The sequence below is a fragment of the Paenibacillus sp. FSL H8-0280 genome, from assembly GCF_045040665.1.
Taxonomy (GTDB): domain Bacteria; phylum Bacillota; class Bacilli; order Paenibacillales; family Paenibacillaceae; genus Paenibacillus; species Paenibacillus xylanexedens_A.
Genome location: NZ_CP150296.1, coordinates 6370875 through 6389612, shown reverse-complemented (window position 1 = coordinate 6389612; position 18738 = coordinate 6370875). Strand labels below are relative to the sequence as shown.

Here is an 18738-nt window from a genome sequence, read left to right as displayed (position 1 = left end):
CGTGTGGAGGAGGATGACGAATGAGTTCTGTGGATCAGCAGCCGCAGCCGCTTGGCAGTACGAAAGAAGAGTGGCTGGAGAAGGATCGCAAATACGTGTGGCATCACATCTCGCCTCATAACGATCATCCGATGATTGCAGTAAGCGGGGAGGGCAGCTGGATCACTGATCAGGATGGTACACGTTATCTGGATGCGATGTCGGGACTGTGGTGTGTGAATGTGGGGCATGGCCGTGAGGAGATTGCGAGAAGTGCCTACGAACAGATGAAAGCACTCGCTTATGTACCGATGACGCAGAGTCACGAACCAGCGATTTTGCTGGCGGAGAAGCTGAATGAATGGCTTGAGGGGGAGTATCGAATATTCTTCTCCAACTCAGGTTCAGATGCGAATGAAGTGGCTTTCAAAATAGCCCGTCAGTACCACCATCAGAATGGTGAGCCTACTCGGCACAAATTCATCTCCCGTCACCGTGCCTATCACGGTAACTCCATGGGCGCGCTGGGCGCCACTGGGCAAGCCGCCCGTAAGATCAAATACGAGCCGCTCGGCGTAGGTTTCTCTCATGTTCCACCACCATATTGTTACCGATGTCCGTTTGGACGAAACAAGGATGGATGCGGACTCGAATGTGCAACCATCTATGAAGAGGTGATTCGCTGGGAAGGTCCTGAGACGGTTGCCGCAGTAATTATGGAGCCGGTGATCACAGGAGGCGGCATGATTGTGCCCCCGCCGGATTATATGCGCACCGTGCAAGAGATCTGTCATCGCTATGGCGTGTTGCTCATTGTAGATGAGGTCATCTGCGGTTTTGGCCGCTCTGGGCAGAAGTTTGGTCATCAGAACTATGGCGTACAACCAGATATTGTGACGATGGCAAAAGGCATGACCAGTGCGTATTCACCATTATCAGCAACGGCTGTGCGTGCCGATCTGTATGAGACGTTCCGGGAGCCTGGATCGGATGCCCATTTTCGCCATGTGAATACCTTTGGCGGGAATCCCGTATCCTGCCGGGTGGCACTGGCGAATCTGGAAATTCTGGAACGAGAGAATCTGGTCAGCCGGGCGGAAGAACTTGGATACCTGCTTCGTGAGAAGCTGGAACCTTTGCTGGAGCTGTCCATTGTGGGGGATATCCGTTCATTCGGATTCGCCTGTGGCATTGAATTGATTGAAGCAGACGGATCTCCTGCGGAGGCGGACAAAGTAATGAAGGTACTCGCCAGTTGTAAAAGGGACGGCATTCTGATTGGCAAGAACGGCGATACCGTGCCGGGGTTTGCAAACATTTTGACGATCTCTCCGCCGTTTGTTACCACTGAGGATGAGTTGGATCTGATCGCTGGAAGTTTGCTCGTTGCGCTACGTAGCCTGGACGCAGGTTAGTTGCCATACACAGGTACGACAGGCGTTTACGGTTTAGCAAGCGAGATGGAGATTTCATATCATTACGCGATAAATAAGCGCAAGGAGGCGAGGAAGGATGCAGACCACAACAGGCAAACTCATTAATCAGCTTCGGCTGAATGAGCGAATTGAGCAGTTGTCACGCATTGGACGAATCGCAGAGACGGGTGTATGCCGACTTGCCCTGACCCCGGAAGATATGGATGGCATCATACAGGTTCGTCACTGGATGGAAAGTGCCGGTCTTACGACACGGCTCGATCCCTTCGGCAATCTGATTGGTCGTCTGGAAGGGGCGGATCAGGCCCTGCCGATCCTCATGATTGGTTCCCACATCGACTCTCAGCCGTATGGCGGTCGATATGATGGAGCGATTGGTGTGCTCGGTGCACTTGAAGCGGTGCAATGCCTGATCGAAAATGGCATTCAGCCTCTTATGCCGATTGAGGTAGTTGCCTTTTGTGATGAAGAGGGTTCCCGTTTTAACAAAGGCCTGTTCGGCTCGCGTGGCATAACCGGTCAGTTGGAAGAAGGCGAACTGGAGCGGCAGGATAAAAACGGAGTGACCCGCCGGGAGGCGCTGGAAGCCTTCGGCTGTTCTCCTTCGGATTTTGAAGAGGCGACCTACCCGCCAGGTTCCATAGGCAGTTATCTGGAGCTGCACATTGAACAGGGGCCGGTGTTGGAAGCGTTGAATGCACCTGTAGGTCTGGTGACGGGCATCTCGGGCCCGCTGTGGCTTACGGTGACGATGAAAGGCATGGCAGGTCATGCCGGCTCTGTTCCGATGGGGATGCGGCATGATGCTTTGGTAGGCAGCGCCAAAGTCATTGCGGCTTTTGACGATATGGTGAGAGAAGACCCGGAAGCTCCAACCGTAGGTACGGTGGGAAGTCTGAGGGTGTTTCCAGATTCCCGGAATATCATTCCGGAGGAAGTCAGCTTCACCGTTGATTTGCGAGATATGGAGATGGAGCGCAGGAACCGGCTTGAAGCCCGATTGATGAACATTTTGGATGACGTGAGTTTCCGATATGGCCTAACCTACTCGCTGACAGAGGATACGAATAGTGAGCCGCGGTATTGTGCAGAGCCAATCAAGTCGGTGATTCGTTCATCCGCGGAAGAGATCGGGGTTACTTTGCCAGAACTGATGAGTGGTCCGTTCCATGATGCGTTGGCCCTTTCGCTTGTGTGTGATTATGGCATGATCTTTGTCCGCAGCAAAGACGGGATCAGTCATCATCCCAGCGAATATTCCTCCCCGGAGGATATTGGACTCGGCACGGAAGTGTTATATCGCACCATTCGGAGGATGTGTAGTGGAGTGAACCAACCAATCATTTTACCCGAGGAGGCGTTGTGACGTTATGGCAAAAATCAGCATCGGATTAATCCAGGCTTCTCATGAAATCGAAGGTTCGGCTCCTGTTGAAGTGCACAAAGAAGCTGCGGTTCAGAAGCACATTGCGCTGGTCCGTGAAGCTGCTGCAAGAGGCGCCAAGATCATCGGGTTGCAGGAAGTATTCTATGGACCGTACTTTTGCACAGAGCAGAATCCCAAATGGTATGCATCCGCTGAACCGGTGCCGGAAGGGCCAACGACCAGACGTTTTCAGGAGCTGGCGAAGGAGCTTGCGGTGGTGATTATTTTACCCGTTTACGAGGTGGAGGGCATTGCTTCGTATTACAATACGGCAGCCGTTATTGATGCGGATGGTTCATATTTGGGCAAATATCGCAAACATCATATCCCGCATGTGGAAGCAGGTGAGGGTACAAATGGGTTCTGGGAAAAGTATTATTTCAAACCAGGTAACCTCGGGTTTCCGGTATTTGATACAGCCTACGCCAGAGTCGGGGTGTACATCTGTTATGATCGTCATTTTCCGGAAGGGGCACGATTGCTCGGGCTAGCGGGGGCAGAGATTGTGTTCAATCCGTCCGCTACGGTTGCGGGTACATCGGAATATCTGTGGAAACTGGAGCAGCCTGCTCACGCGGTAGCTAACGGTTATTATGTTGCAGCCATCAACCGGGTTGGTGTAGAAGCGCCGTGGAATATGGGTGAATTTTATGGACAGTCGTACTTGGTCGACCCGCGAGGCAGAATGGTAGCGATCGGCAGCCGGGATCAGGATGAGGTCGTTATTGGTGAGATGGATACGGAGATGATTCGTGAGGTGCGGAATGTGTGGCAGTTCTACCGCGATCGCAGGCCAGAAACGTACGAACATCTGGTTAGTCTGTAAAAGTAGATGGAAGCTAGCACGAATCAAACTTCAGGAGGTGCATGACATTGATGAACAGCTCAGGAACAACGTTATCCGATTATGGGTGGGAGAGTCGTTTTGCCGAGATGAAACCCGCCATGACAGGCAAGGAAGCGATGGAGGAGTCAAACCGCTGTCTATACTGTTACGATGCACCTTGTATCAAGGCCTGTCCAACCGACATTAATATCCCTTCTTTTATTAGCAAAATATCCACAGGTCACCTGAAAGGTTCGGCCCGCACCATTATGGATGCGAATCCGGTTGGAGCCAGCTGCGCACGTGTCTGTCCCACAGAGGAATTGTGTGAAGGTGCATGTGTGCTGAACGAATCGTCGAAGCCGATTCGCATTGGTGACTTGCAGCGTTACGCCACCGACTGGGCGCGGGCGAAGAATGAGCCGTTATTCCAGGCAGCGCCTGCCAATGGGAGAACCGTTGCTGTTGTGGGAGCAGGGCCTGCGGGATTGTCGGCGGCACGCGAACTGGGGCGCGCAGGTTATGAGGTGACGATCTATGAAGCAAAGCCCAAAGGCGGTGGGCTGAATACGTATGGCATCGTATCTTTCCGTTTGCCCGAATCGGTTGCGCTATGGGAAGTGGAGCAGGTGGAGGCGCTTGGTGTACAGATCCGTTATGGAGTGCGCATCGGTGTGGATATCCCTGCTTCGCAGTTGCTGGAGCAGCATGAAGCGGTTATTCTGGCCTGTGGCATGGGTTCAGTACCTATGCTGGGCATTGAAGGGGAGGCACTGGAAGGTGTCTATGATGCGATTGAACTGGTGGAGTCTACCAAGCAAGGTGTTCCACCCGCGCTGAATGGTCTGAAGGTCGCCGTTATTGGCGCGGGTAATACGGCGGTAGATGCAGCAACCTGTTCGGTACGTCTTGGTGCCGAGCGGGTGCAGATGTTATATCGGCGCGGGGAAAGCCAGATGACGGCTTATGCGTTTGAATATACGTTTGCCAAGCAGGAAGGTGTGGAGTTCCGCTGGTTTACGATGCCGCAGCGTATTATTGGAGACGAGAACGGTCGGGTTCAGGCTGTGGAATGCGTGAAAATGGAGCTGATTACTCCGCCTGGTGGTGGGCGAGCGTTGCCTGTGCCTGTCGAGGGATCGGAGTTCATGATTGAATGTGATACCGTCATCCGGGCGATTGGGCAGCATCGTTTATTACCATTAATCGAAGCGTTTGGGCTTCGTCACCACTGGGGTGTCGTAGAGATCGAGCCGCATACGTACCGTACCTCACACCCTCAGATCTATGCGGCAGGAGATGTTATTTTTGGTCAGGGCCAGGGTGAGGCGATGGTTGTCTCGGCTGCACAGCAGGGTAAGCTGGCTGCCGCCGCTGTCATGAAGGCGTTGCCTGGACAGGTAGAAGAGACGGCGTGAGCAGTGAGGGAAGGCAAGGGAAAGAGGCGCGTGCAAGGAAAGCGTGGAATGGAAGCATACAAGGAGAGAGTACGGGTGGGAGGGCGCAAGGGACTGCTAGAGTGATAGAGGCGTAGATTAGATCTGTGCAAGAAGTGTGGGGTACATCAATTCCTCGTGTCCCTGACACGCTAACGAACCCTACACACCTTATAGTGGCAATTAAGGAGGATTGGAAAATCTAACGAATCTCACACGTCTTATTTTGATAAAAATCGTTGAAATGAAGCCGAAATGAGCTATTACAGCCAAATAAGCTTTCTACGATTCGTTAGATTTTGAAAGTCCCTCAAATGAGTCAAATAAGAGCTGTACGGTTCGTTAGAATTCAGGTGCTATCGAAAAACACCATTACTACGCAGAGATCCTGAGCACGACCAAATATCCAGTGTAAAGATATAAATTGAATTTAACATTTACACGAAACGAAGAGGACAGAAAGAACCAGAAGAAACCTGAAAGAACCTGAAGAAGCGAAGCTAAAGGCTTTCTGAAAGAAAGCTGCATCGGAAGCATAGGCTGGCCTTTATCCCCGGATTTTCCCTTTATAAAAGGAATCAAAAAAATCTGGGGATAACAGCGATTGGAAGGTTATTCTGTCATCGTAGTGTCAGTGTAAATAATCTTTAGTTCAACTTATATAGTAAGTTCAAACAACACCAAGGAGGGATCGTTATGGCTGACTTATCCATTAATCTGGCAGGTATTCGATCACCCAATCCATTCTGGCTGGCTTCTGCACCACCGACCAATACGGGATATCAGGTTCAGCGTGCATTCGAGGCGGGCTGGGGTGGGGCGGTGTGGAAGACGCTGGGTGAGCCAATTATCAATACATCCTCCCGTTTCGCGGCGGTCCATTTTGGCGGACAGCGGGTGGCGGGGTTTAACAATATTGAATTGATATCCGATCGTCCGCTGGAAGTGAATCTGCGGGAGATTGCCGAGACCAAGAAGCGCTTCCCGGATCGTGCGGTTGTCGCTTCATTGATGGTGGAACCTACGCGAGAGAAGTGGCATGAGATTGTCAAAAAGGTGGAGGCCGTCGGCGTCGATGGCTTGGAGCTGAACTTTGGCTGCCCGCATGGCATGGCTGAGCGTGGCATGGGAGCTGCCTCTGGTCAGCAGCCGGACCTGGTCGAACTACAGACGATGTGGGTGAAGGAAGTAGCGACCACACCGGTGATTGTGAAGCTCACGCCAAATATCACGGATATTACGGCGACAGCCCGGGCAGCTGTACGAGGTGGTGCGGATGCGATCTCCCTGATCAATACGATTAACTCTCTTGCAGGTGTGGACCTGGATTCGTGGAATACCGTGCCGCATGTGGGTGGCAAAGGAGCACACGGCGGATACTGTGGCCCAGCGGTGAAGCCAATTGCACTGAACATGGTTGCCGAGTGTGCACGTAATTCAGAGGTGGGTGTGCCGATCTCGGGCATAGGCGGCATATCTGATTGGCGTGACACAGCAGAGTTCTTGCTCATGGGCGCTACAGGGGTTCAGGTATGTACCGCAGCGATGCATCATGGATTCCGCATTGTGGAGGACATGATTGATGGGCTGAACGATTATTTGGATGAAAAGGGTCTAAGCAGCGTAGCAGAACTGGTAGGTCAGACCGTTCCGCGTTATTCGGATTGGGGCAATCTCGATCTGAACTACAAAGTGGTCGCTCGCATCAACCGCGATGTCTGCATCAATTGCAACAAATGCCATATTGCTTGTGAGGACACCTCGCATCAGTGTATTGATATGTTGACCGACCCGTCCGGTTCCTATCTGGAAGTGGTGGAAGAGGACTGTGTTGGCTGCAATCTGTGTTCGATCGTTTGCCCGGTGGATGGGGCGATTGATATGGTTGAACTTGTACCTGAGCAGGAACCTGTAACCTGGAATGAACGTCAGTCTGCGATTGCCATGCTGCAATCGGTTAGAGATCAATCAACCAAGGAGGCGATATCATGAGTACCCGCAAATTGATTCGTAATGGTGTGTTGGTCACAGCGTCAGATACCTTTGAAGCAGATATTTTGATCGAAAAGAGTAAAATCACACAGATTGGCATCGGACTGGTGCCTGATGAACGAACGGAGATTGTGGACGCTTCCGGCTGTTATGTCATTCCGGGCGGGATCGACCCGCATACGCATCTGGATATGCCCTTCGGTGGAACGGTAACGGCGGATGATTTTGCGACGGGAACGACAGCAGCAGCTTTTGGCGGTACAACAACGATCATTGATTTTTGTCTGACACAAAAAGGCCGTCCATTAATCGAATCTCTCCAGGAGTGGCATGTTAAAGCCGAGGGTAAAGCTGCCATCGACTACGGTTTCCATCTCATGATCGGCGAGATGAATGATCAGGTGCTAGAAGAGCTGCCGCAGATCATTGAAGAAGAGGGTGTGTCATCCTTCAAGGTGTTCATGGCGTATAAAAACCAGTTTCAGGCCGATGACGGGATTCTCTTCCAGACGTTGCAAAAGGCAAAAGAGTACGGCGCACTCGTCATGGTTCATGCCGAGAACGGAGATGTCATTGACCTGCTGGTTCGACAGGCGCTCGCCGAAGGGCGCACAGAGCCAATTCACCATGCGCTGACTCGTCCATCCATGCTGGAGGGAGAAGCAACGGGACGTGCGGCGCGTCTGGCTGCACTTGCGGATTCACAGCTGTATGTAGTGCATGTGACCTGTGCGGAGGCTGTGGAGCAGATCGCGCGTATGCGTGAAATGGGCTATCGAATCTGGGGGGAGACCTGTCCTCAGTATTTGACGTTGGATCAGTCGATCATGGATCAGCCGGACTTTGAGGGTGCAAAGTATGTCTGGTCCCCACCGCTGCGGGAAGTAGCGCATCAGGAAGTGCTGTGGAATGCATTGAAAAGCGGTCAACTGCAGACGATCGGCTCTGATCATTGTTCGTTTAATTTCAAAGGGCAGAAGGATCTGGGTAAGGATGATTTTAGCAAAATTCCGAACGGGGGGCCTGTCATTGAAGATCGCCTCAGCATTCTGTATTCGGAAGGTGTAGTCAAAGGAAGGATTACGCTCAATCAGTGGGTTGATTTGTGTTCGACAAGAGCGAGCAAGTTATTTGGATTATTCCCGCAGAAAGGGACACTGGCTGTCGGGACAGATGCGGATATCGTTATTTTTGACCCCTCTGTAAACAGGGTGATCTCGGCAGATACGCATCACATGAATGTGGATTACAGTGCATTTGAAGGTATGCAGGTACAAGGTTGTCCGGTGACGGTGTTGTGCCGCGGGGAGTATGTCATTCGAGATCGGCAATTTGCCGGATTGGCAGGGTCAGGCCAGTATGTGAAGCGCAACAAGTATGATGCAGGCGCACCCATACCGATGAAACAGCCTGTGACGGCAGTGAATGGAGGGAGAAGCTGATGTCGGATCATGATGTGTTTGAGGCCGAGAGGATCGCCATAGAGCGAATGGTTGCGCAGGGTTATCGGATCTATGCGGTACGGGAACATCTGGAGGGTGCTCACGTCATATGGGGGCACCCGGATCTTCCCGAAGAGAAACAAGAGCAATACGTGGGCACGGCGTCTGGACGGAAGTGGTTCAGTCATATTCTGATTCGTCAGCTTCAGGAGCAGCGGGGAGCTTAGACCATGCTCAGCTCTTCACGCGATTGGACCATGAACATACTCATAGGCGTAGATGGCAAGTTCGATTGCAACCCTTTTCTCGGGGAGGATGTAGTCTTCTCCCAAAAGGGCTTCGATTTTGTCCAAACGGTGATACAGCGTCTGTCTGACGATATATAGCGCGGTGGCCGTCTCTTGCTTAGAGCAGCACAGGACCAAATATTGCTTGAGCGTGCGCAGCAGCTGACCTCCTTTCTCTACATCGTAACGGATGAGCGGCCCCAAATATTCTTCGATAAAATCATCCAGATTACCGCTCTGCTTCATGCTGGCAATGATTCGATAACAATGAAGGTTGCTGTAAAAGGGCTGCTGCATCTCGCCGATGTCCTTCTGAATTCGCAGTGTCTCCTTCGCGGATTCCAGACTATCCTTGAGACGAGAGAGGTCCGTGCAGTTATGACCGATACCGATCAAGCCTGAGAAGAGGCAGTGGGTCTGTTCCTGCTCGTGCTGCTGCAGCTGTTCGATGCAGCGCCAGAGGCTGCTTTTGCGCTGAGATCCAGGTAGTGGGTCGAGAATGATAAGAATGATCTGGTGATTCAGAACGGTGCTGTAGAGGGTGAAGTTCTCCCGAGCGAACACGGAACGGGCGACGATGTTGCGTTGGATCAATAATTTCTGAAGTTTGAGGCTGTCTGTGTATGCGGGGTTACTGTCGAATAAGATTATGGTGGCTTTGCTCGTTGCGAGAAGGGGATTAACGGTGGATACATATTCATGGATTTCCTTCGTGGAGTGATGTCCGTTAAGCCAGTCAATGACCCACATATCTTCTTTGTAGCGGCGTTTCTCTTCCATGTATTTGGTTCGCATCCAGTCCTGGGCAATTGCGGCCGCGCAACGTTCCAGTGCCTGAATGACGAATTCATCCGAAGGTTTGATCGGTATGCTTGAATCTTGATCCGTCAGCTTTTGATGCATCAGCACAAGGTCGGCAAAGGTGTAGTCTAACGCCTGAACAGGCATGCTGAGTGCATGTAATGTGTTATCTGACAGCCGCATTATATTCGGAATATCTTCTCCCGTCAAATGTTCCCGCTGCAAAAACCAATCCTGCCGACGAGTCTCCAGCTGCTCTGGAGAGCAGTAGGGAACGGCACTTGCTTCCCCTTCAAGTGGATATAACGCCACGGCACATCCGGTTGTTCTTGACAGTAATCGAAGCAGGGGTTGTACGCCATCTCCATTCAGAAGAAGTTGGTTAAATGAGGTGGTGAGACTATCGAGTTCAGCGATCATCCGCTGATGACTACGAATCAGGGTGAAATGCAGGTCTTGCGTAATATCGATATAACGGACTTGTTCGTGGAACCAGATCAACGGAAAATCAGCTGCTACTGCAATTTCTTTCATAGCCCTGAGCTGCGACTTGGTGTGATCCCCCAGTTCCATACAGAGTCCGGCAGCCCCACGTGCAATTAACTGACGCAAAAAAGACAGGCCATGCTGCTCACCTTCCTGCCAGCCAATGCCTGTCGTAAGTACCAATTCCCCGCCATTGAGCAAGTCCCCTACCTCAGGAACCTCCATGATATGAACCCAGCGAACATACCGCTCCAATGCACGATCACTGGCCAGAACTTCCGCCTTGCGAAATACGGGACGTTTTAGCATGTCTCTGATCTGAATATGAAGCATTGTCTCCCCCACACAACCACCATCCTTCCCCAATCACATGTGATCTATCTGAAGTCTGGAATCCGTCAACTTACATAATTAATCCATATTATAAGTTGATTTACAGCAGATGGGCTGAAATCTCACGCTCATTTGTTTCAAATGACAATCAAGTCTATTCTTTTTGTGATTTTGATTAAAATGAAGAATTTCTATGTCAGTCTATGTATCGTGTAAATTTACATCAGCATTTTGCATAATTCGATTCCAATAGCTCACGGGTACAAGGTATAGACGAATAGGATCATTTCGATCTATATCTTGCTGATTGGAAGACGCTCATGGGATTTATGCAAAATGCTTAAATAAAAAAAGCCCCTTAGCATCACATCGGAATTCAACCATTCCAATATGCGCTAAGGGGCGAGAAGTTAGATAGTATAGTCTACATTTAAGTTGTACTCGAACCGTTACATGAGCACGATCAACGACTTCTTAATCTTCGATTCTTTTCTTTTTAAATTTCATCAAGAACTCATACACAATCGGTACGATAACCAGCGTGAGCAGCGTGGAGCTGATCAGACCGCCGATTACGGTAATTCCGAGTCCTTTGGAGATGATACCGGCACTCTCTTCGAGACCCGTTACCAGTGGCAACAGGGCACCGATGGTCGCGAGAGCGGTCATCAGAATTGGACGCAGACGAGTTGCACCGGCTTCCAGCAAGGCTTCACGGGTAGGCATACCCTCTTTTTCCTTGTGAATAACACGGTCGATCAATACGATAGCGTTGGTGACCACGATTCCGATGAGCATCAGTCCACCCATCATGGCGGAGACGTCAAGCGTACCACCAGCGATGAACAGACCTACCATAATACCAATGACCGTAAATGGCAGGGAGAACAGGATTGCAAATGGTGCCAATCCGCCGCCGAATGTAACAACGAGCACGAAGTATACAATGGCGATGGCCGCCAGCATGGCGAGACCCAGTTGAGTAAAGGTATCATTAATCTGTTCGGTTGTACCGCCGAACTTCACTTCAACGCCATCAGGCAGATCCAGTTTGTCGATCTCAGCCTGTAGGTTACTCGAAGCTTTCGTTACATCCGAAGCCAGGATGTTGGCTGTTACTTGTACAACAACTTTACCATCAATTTGCATGATGGAGTTCGGGGACGTACCTTCTTCTACTTTGGCAACATCTTTGATTGGTACTTCGATGCCAAGCGGTGAAGTGACGGTCTCATCCTCAATCTCTTTAATACTGTTGAATGTTTTGTCATCTGTCTCTACATATACTTTATACGTTTTATTATCAATATCGACTTCCGTGAGCACAGGACGTTCCCGTGCCGGGCTCAGTGCCATGGCCAGCTGACCTGCAGTCAGGCCTAGGGAACTCAATTTCTCCTGATCTGCCACGAGCGTATACTGCCCGTATGTGTCAGCGAGTGTAGTGTCTGCTTTTTCAAAATTATCCTTATCCGCTTCAACCAGTTTCAGAATTTCGTCCGATACAGGTTTAAGTTGCTCTACATTATCGCCATAGATGGAGAGGCTCAGGCCGCTGCCACCCAGACCGCCGGACATGTCGAGCTCATTCCAGGTACCTACGGTAACTTCTTTCTTCAGACCTTCTACAAGCTGTTCCTTCACTTTGGTAAAGTCTTTCGTATCTTCGTTATATTCGATATAGAAGAGAGCCGAGTTTCCGCCACCGCCACCCATGCTGCTCAATGGGTTACTTCCGCCGATGGAATATTGCATTTTCTCCAGACCCGGTTGTTCCAGCAACCACTTCTCGGCAACGAGTGCTTCTTTTTCGACATCTTCACGCAAAGCTCCTGTTTGTGGACTGTACGTAATGGTCACATATTTATCCTGTTGTTCCGGCAAGAAGCTTGCACCGATGAACGGGTACAGGAACAAACTGCCGACCAGCAGGATCACTGCAATACTGACCGTGATGAGTTTGTGTGACAGGGTCCAGTTCAGCAGGCGTTTGTAACCTTCCGCCATCTTGCCTGGTTTTTCTTCGTGATTCTGTTTGTTCTTCAACCCTCCACGGAACAGGGTGTGCGCAAGCATCGGCACAATGGTAATGGCAACGATCAGGGATGCCAGCAAAGCAAATACCATGGTCAGTGCAAATGGCGTGAATAACTCACCGACCATGCCGCTTACCAATGCCAGTGGCAGGAATACAGCAATTGTTACGATGGTGGAAGAAAGAATTGGAATGAACATCTCGCGAGTTGCTTCGCGGACCAGTTCACGGCCTTTCAATCTCTCGCTTTTAAGTGTTAACCTGCGGTAGATGTTCTCGATAACAACGATGGAGTCATCGACAACCCGTCCGATGGCAACTGTCATCGCACCCAGCGTCATCATGTTCAAAGTAATATCCATCATATTGAGCGCAGTCAATGCCATCAGCAAGGAGAGCGGGATCGAGATAATGGAGATAATGGTTGAACGAATATTACGCAGGAAGAGCAGGATGATCAGGATGGCAAACAAGGTGCCAAAAACGGCTTTGCCCAGCATCGTGTTCACCGAGTCCTGAATCGGCTTACCTTGGTCGAGCAGGACAGTCAAATCAGCATTTTTGAACTGCGATTGCAACTCTTCCGCTTTATCTTTGACTGCGTTAACAACATCAACCGTGTTGGCATCGTTGGATTTTACAATGGAAATACCGATCGATTCCTTGCCGTCTGTCCGGGAAATGGATTCCGCTTGACCGATGACTTCGATCTTGGCAATTTCACTTAATTTCACTGTAGGGATACCAGCTGCGTTGGCAGCACCTGAAGGGCTACCCACACTGGCATTACCACCAGCGGCTTGGCCTGCAGTCTGGTCCGTTTCTTGTGAAGCACTTGGAGCGGTACCTTGACCAGCTTCACCAGTTGGTGCTCCAGAGCCTTGAGGGGCTGCGTTTGAACCATTGCCTGCGGAAGCACCGGCACCGCCGGGTACAACTGGAATGGCAAGGTTTTTCAGATCATCGATGTCGATGATGTTTCCATCTACGACAACGGCTTTCTGGGATTTATCCAGTTCAAACAGTCCAAGGGGCACACGAATGGATGAACCTTGAACGATTCCGTTTACCGTATCTTCAGTTAGGCCCAGCTCGGCCATTTTGGCTTGGTCAAACTTCAATTGAACTTCTTTCACATATTGACCGGAAACCTGGACCTGAGCTACACCGTCAATATCTTCGAGTGCAGGCTGAATATCCGATTCAACCAGTCGTGTCAATTGTTCCAGGTCACCGCCGTCCTTGTCGGACAGGCTCAGAGATACAACCGGGAAAGAGTTAATGCTGAACTTGGAAATGGTCGGCTTCTGCACGCTGTCAGGCAATTGAACTTCATTCAGTGCCTCACGAACGGTTGCAGTTGCGTTGGTCAGATCTGTTCCATAATCAAATTCGAGTGTAATAGATGCTGCATTTTCCATGGAAGTGGAGGTAACTGTCTTCACGCCATCTACATTACGTAGTTTTACTTCCAGCGGCTTCGTGACATCTTCAACAATTCCCTCCGGTGCAGCCCCCGGATCAATGGCAGTGACATTCAGAAACGGTACGTTGATGTTTGGAATTGTCTCTTGTTTCATCGTCAATCCGCTGTACAAACCTGCGAAAGAGATGATAATCGTCAGAATCCAAATCGCAAACTTGTTGTTCAGTGAAAAATTAATAATACCTTTCATACGATGGTTTCTTCTCCTCTCTGTTTCTCCTGTTTATGTGTGTGACGAGTCAGCCTGGATGAACCGGCTATACATGGCATCCAGAATATGCTGAAGCTCGGAGTGCAAAGGTTGAATGGCAGTTATGTTCTCCAGATTGTGCATCATACCCAGAATAATGGCACGCCGCGGCGTGAATTCCATCATCTCCTGCCGGAGAATGGCAATGGTCTCAAGTACATCATTCTTCGGTTGCCCAGCAGGCAATTCGGAGGCAGCAATATCCTGCATTTGCTTGATAATATGAATAGGATGCCGCATCACCGTGGAATCCGGATGAGGTTCGGTAATCCAGGCAGGCCAGTCCTCCAAAGGAATCAAAGGCAAAGGTCTCTGCTTAAGGAATCCGTGCGCTGCATAGTCCATCATTTGCAGTAAATTTGTTGCCATTTTGGTAACAGTAAGGGACGGCATCTCTGTAAACCAGATCTTGACGTAGGAGAGGAACAGCCCCTGTGTCAGCAAAATAAGGTCAATCGTATAAGGTTCAATCTCCGATCCGTACTGTTCCTCCAGCTTATCCTTAAACCAATGTAAGGTACGGACCTCCAGATCTCTTTGCAGCGGATGGCATTGTTCCTTGCGTTGCTGTTCATCATCCATCATCATGCTGCGCATCTGTACTCGCAAAAACTCCTTAAGTTCGGCAACATGGATGAGCAGTGTCTCAATCTGCTTTTGCAGACGTTCTCGAGAGGTAAGACTTGTTTCATGCTCAATCTGTGTCATCTCGTCCATGAGTGTGTACATGCAATACTCCAGAGTACTGGCTTCTAATTCCTCTTTGGATTTGAACATGATGTAAAGACTGCCTTTGGACATCCCGCATAATTCTGCAATCTCTTGCATGGATGTTGCAGCACTGCCTTTGGATGAGAATAACTTGAGTGCTGTAGTAATGATGAGCTTTTTCTTCTCATTCATCTCATGTATAGGGTTCATTAACGATGCATTCACCTCATCAGGGAACTTGTGAGTTCTTGAATTGACTTTAAGGTCAAAATAAGTATAAACGATCTAGTTGAAGGAATTCAAATGGGAGTAAATTGGAAAATGTTTATGGGGAAAAGTGGCTGATCAAAGGGAAGTAGAGACGGCAAGTAACAAGGTGCAGCTTGTATGTACGATAGGGATAAGGTATCAAGAACGTTTGAGTTAGTTTCCTCCAGTGAAGGCGTACAAGGCGAGTATAATAATGGCGACTAGAGCGATAAGATAGAAGATGGCCATGCCGATCAGAAGGGTATACCCAGTATAAGAACCCATGCGTGCCAATAATTTTCTCATGACGACAACATCCTTTCTTACGTAGCAAAGTATAAAGAGGTTCCCTATTTATATCATTCCCCAAAAAAGACGACTTCCTGATCGAAGTCGTCTTTTTTTATATTACAGAATTTAATAGATATCATAATGGAAGCTAAGAATTACACGATAACGGAGATTGCAGAACCAACTTGAAGAAACGAAGTGTTCGCCTTTATCACCGGATTTATCCCTCTTCAAAGGGAATTAAAGAAATCTGGGGATAACAGCGATCGGAAAGTGGTACTGCAATCGGAGATATAAAGTGTAATTCAGTTGTTCCATTATGTGATCAGTTTCAGACCAACGGCTGCCACCAAAATCATCGCAATAAACAGAATACGCTTCGCTTCTTTCCGTTCACCAAACAGGAACATGCCTGTTAACGTACTGCCGACCGTTCCGATCCCCGTCCACACGGCATACGCTGTGCCCATGGGAATGGACGTCATGGCGTAGGACAACAACGAGAAGCTGAACACAAACGACACCAGCATCAGTACGATGTATGGCCATCCTTTCTTGGTGGAAGCACCATTAATACCGATTACGCCGAAAATTTCACATATCCCTGCACCTACAATTGCCATCCAAGCCATTATACTGCACCTCCTTTGGCTTCTTGCTGATCCGTAACCAGCTTCAGTCCAATTACGCCGCAGAGCAGCAGCCCGATGAGCAATACTTTGGCCAAGCGGAATGGCTCACCAAACAGTACCATTTCCGTAAGGACGGTACCCGCCGTACCAATTCCCGTAAAGACGGCATACACCGTACCTACAGGCAACCTTTTGGAAGCGGCAATGATCAGTCCAAAGCTGATCACGATGGCAATCCCCGTCAAAGTCCACTCCCAGGCATTCGAGGCATGTTTTAGCCCGCTTACCCAGACAATCTCAATAATTCCACCGATAAATACATATAACCAGTTGCGGTTCATGTTGTTAAATCTCCTTCCGGCACAACGCTTTGTGCCTCTTCGTTCAAATGATGAATGCCATGCCAAAAGACAGGCCAGGATGCTTCCAACCGTCTCTTGTACCGACGTGAGCTTCCATAGATTATTTCTACGGTAATGCCGTCGAGGAACGTCATAAATGCAATGGCAGCCTGTTCCGCGGGGATGGTCGGTATATCTCCATTACGCATTGCCCGTTGCAGCAGACGATTCAGAGCACGTTCCATGCCATCGATAAACGGATACACCTGATCCATCACTTCGCTATACAGAGAAAGTGGTGGGTAGAAACAATTGCGCAACATCAAACGAGCCGAAGCATGGGCATTGTATTCTTGTTCGAACCAGATCAACAAGCCTTTCAGCCTCTGCTCCAATGGCAGATCCGCATGATCACGGAAATATTCCAGTGTGTGCCGTTTTACCTCGTGAAAAGCAAAGGCCAGGGTGTGTAAAAACAAGTCATCCTTGCAGCTAAAATGTGCATATATGGACGGTTTTTTAATCCCGACTTCATCAGCAATAGCTCTCAGAGAAGCCCCCTCATAGCCATCTCTCGCAAAATGGAACAGGGCTGCATCCCGAATGGATTGTGCAGTCATTCAATCACCTTCCTAACGGTCGTTAGGTAATTATATTTTCACACTTCACATTGCCTGTCAAGATGAAAATATCCGCCTGCACAGTAGAGTACAAGCGGATATAACAGGTATGGATGTGGTTTCTGATCAAAAGGTCGTAAGACCCAGAATCAGCTGCAGCTTGTATAAGATACCTTTCAAAAACGTAGTCTTCTCCTGGAACTCATCCAGGTCTAACGTGAACTCCGCATCATCATTATTCCAAATACGCTCGAAATAATTCGCGATATCAAGCGTGAACTTATTGTCTGGAGGAGCAGCAACCCATAGATCATTCTCCAGATTGTAGTCATTCATGTTTCGTGGTGTGAAGTTGGTTGAACCCCCGAGGACAATATGATCCCCGGTTGCTTTGGCAAGATAGATCATCTTGGTATGGTATTGCTCCTTGGTGGTGTTATACCAGCGGATCTGAATTTTACCGTCGGATTTATCATGCAATTCTGCAGCGACAGGACGGTTCGGAATGCCGATCTTTTCCTGACCAAAGGCATTTTCATTTGGATCCAGTACAAGCCGGATCTCGGTTCCTCGTTTTGCGGATTCCAGCAGGGCTTCCAATACTTTCGGAGAGGCCACATAGAACATGCCCATCCATAAGGTATCACCTTTGCCAGCCTGATTGATCTCATGGAGTACAGCGTCATTCACTTTGCCTTCAGTTAAATAACGTATTCGTATATCTCCCGTGTTTGAATCCGTGGAAGGCGCTGTGTAGGCAGGAACCTGGCCTCCGCCTGAGATGTCGAGAACAGCTTGCTCTGACTGAAGAATATCGCCAATGATTGGACCTGTTACTTCAAATGCAATATTTGAGTGGTAGGCACTCGCATCATGAATATTGCCAGAAGAGACAATCGCCTTCTTCTCACTAACCACAACTTTGCGATGATTGGCTTTCACATTAAGCAGCTTGAGATAGGAACGTACAGTTACATCTGGACCATCCGTCGCCATCAGGTTTTTGATCCAGCCATCTCCGGATTGGCCAAACCATTGGAAGAAGGTCCGCCAGACCGCAGAGTATACCGGAGTTGAATCACGCAAAGGGTCCACATCCGTGATGACCACATGAATGCCTGCTTGTTTCATTTGTTCCAGTAACGGATTGGGTGCTGAGTTATAGTTGGTATTTACTTCATCTGTAATGAACCAGATATCCATATCAGGATGCTGATTTTTTTTGGCGACCAGAGCCTCGGTGAATTCAGTACTCACGGGAGGAAAGTTCTGTCCCTTGTGCTGATAATTATTGAACAGGAACATATCCACCAGGACAAACTGCTCTGCTTCCTCCACAATTTGCATCATGCGCTGGAAAATCTGCTGTTCGTGCTCCATCTGTCCGTCGGAGGAAGGATAAGTGAGGTCATGCAGGAACTCGACTTGATCCACACGATACTCCGGACTTTCGTAGGAAATGCCCGCTGGTAATGGTTTGTAGGTTTGATAGAGCATGACGGCGATGAGCCATAGGACCAATAGGACGATTCCTGTTCGTATGTATGGAAATTTGCCGCGTGAAGACTTGCGGTCTGATGTATGGCGGCGTAATGAGACCAACGGTGGACTCCCCCTTCTGTACTTGCTGACTTCTATTACCACACGGATGATAACGTTGACGCAGGAGAACCCACCAG

15 protein-coding genes are annotated in these 18738 nt (G+C 49.4%); 7 read left to right on the top strand and 8 right to left on the bottom strand.

The window, feature by feature from the left end; translation table 11 throughout:
* Nucleotides 1–20 precede the first annotated feature (20 nt).
* The 7 genes from MHI12_RS27860 to MHI12_RS27830 all read left to right on the top strand — a co-directional run bounded on the left by MHI12_RS27860 (nt 21) and on the right by MHI12_RS27830 (nt 8764).
* Nucleotides 21–1394 (top strand): aspartate aminotransferase family protein, encoded by a 1374-nt coding sequence (locus tag MHI12_RS27860; RefSeq protein WP_405170877.1) that lies wholly within the window; start codon nt 21–23, stop codon nt 1392–1394.
* Between the two features lie 97 nt (nt 1395–1491).
* Nucleotides 1492–2781, top strand: coding sequence for a M20 family metallo-hydrolase (locus MHI12_RS27855; RefSeq protein WP_405170876.1), 1290 nt, complete (start codon nt 1492–1494; stop codon nt 2779–2781).
* Between the two features lie 4 nt (nt 2782–2785).
* Nucleotides 2786–3667, top strand: a complete 882-nt coding sequence (locus MHI12_RS27850) for a nitrilase-related carbon-nitrogen hydrolase (RefSeq protein WP_405170875.1) — start codon at nt 2786–2788, stop codon at nt 3665–3667.
* 50 nt (nt 3668–3717) lie between these two features.
* Nucleotides 3718–5085 (top strand): NAD(P)-dependent oxidoreductase, encoded by a 1368-nt coding sequence (locus tag MHI12_RS27845; protein WP_405173062.1) that lies wholly within the window; start codon nt 3718–3720, stop codon nt 5083–5085.
* A 714-nt stretch (nt 5086–5799) separates the two neighbouring features.
* On the top strand, nt 5800–7095 hold the full coding sequence (gene preA / locus MHI12_RS27840) for an NAD-dependent dihydropyrimidine dehydrogenase subunit PreA (RefSeq protein ID WP_405170874.1): 1296 nt from the start codon (nt 5800–5802) through the stop codon (nt 7093–7095).
* Nucleotides 7092–8537, top strand: a complete 1446-nt coding sequence (hydA, locus tag MHI12_RS27835; RefSeq protein WP_405170873.1) for a dihydropyrimidinase — start codon at nt 7092–7094, stop codon at nt 8535–8537. The genes preA and hydA overlap by 4 nt, the downstream gene beginning before the upstream one ends.
* A complete protein-coding gene (locus MHI12_RS27830; RefSeq protein ID WP_062836929.1) occupies nt 8537–8764 on the top strand; it encodes a hypothetical protein in 228 nt (75 codons plus the stop codon). The genes hydA and MHI12_RS27830 overlap by 1 nt, the downstream gene beginning before the upstream one ends.
* Nucleotides 8765–8779: 15 nt before the next feature.
* Here the strand turns inward: MHI12_RS27830 and MHI12_RS27825 are convergent, their stop codons facing one another.
* The 8 genes from MHI12_RS27825 to MHI12_RS27790 all read right to left on the bottom strand — a co-directional run bounded on the left by MHI12_RS27825 (nt 8780) and on the right by MHI12_RS27790 (nt 18661).
* A complete protein-coding gene (locus MHI12_RS27825; protein ID WP_405170872.1) occupies nt 8780–10456 on the bottom strand; it encodes a PucR family transcriptional regulator in 1677 nt (558 codons plus the stop codon).
* Nucleotides 10457–10918: 462 nt separating this feature from the next.
* Entirely contained in the window at nt 10919–14155 is a 3237-nt protein-coding gene (locus MHI12_RS27820; protein WP_405170871.1) for an efflux RND transporter permease subunit, read from the bottom strand.
* 33 nt (nt 14156–14188) lie between these two features.
* Complete coding sequence (locus MHI12_RS27815) at nt 14189–15136, bottom strand: TetR/AcrR family transcriptional regulator (RefSeq protein WP_249912686.1); 948 nt, start codon at nt 15134–15136, stop codon at nt 14189–14191.
* A 213-nt stretch (nt 15137–15349) separates the two neighbouring features.
* Nucleotides 15350–15481, bottom strand: coding sequence for a hypothetical protein (locus MHI12_RS27810; protein ID WP_256721316.1), 132 nt, complete (start codon nt 15479–15481; stop codon nt 15350–15352).
* Between the two features lie 302 nt (nt 15482–15783).
* Nucleotides 15784–16098: a multidrug efflux SMR transporter gene (locus MHI12_RS27805; protein WP_017691901.1), complete on the bottom strand. Its 315-nt coding sequence runs from the start codon at nt 16096–16098 to the stop codon at nt 15784–15786.
* Nucleotides 16098–16439, bottom strand: coding sequence for a multidrug efflux SMR transporter (locus tag MHI12_RS27800; protein ID WP_017691902.1), 342 nt, complete (start codon nt 16437–16439; stop codon nt 16098–16100). The genes MHI12_RS27805 and MHI12_RS27800 overlap by 1 nt, the downstream gene beginning before the upstream one ends.
* Complete coding sequence (locus MHI12_RS27795; RefSeq protein WP_405170870.1) at nt 16436–17059, bottom strand: TetR/AcrR family transcriptional regulator; 624 nt, start codon at nt 17057–17059, stop codon at nt 16436–16438. Before MHI12_RS27795 ends, MHI12_RS27800 begins: the two co-directional genes overlap by 4 nt.
* 126 nt (nt 17060–17185) lie before the next feature.
* Nucleotides 17186–18661 carry a phospholipase D family protein gene (locus MHI12_RS27790; protein WP_405170869.1) on the bottom strand — a complete coding sequence of 492 codons (1476 nt, stop codon included), beginning with the start codon at nt 18659–18661 and terminating at the stop codon, nt 17186–17188.
* Nucleotides 18662–18738: the final 77 nt, after the last annotated feature.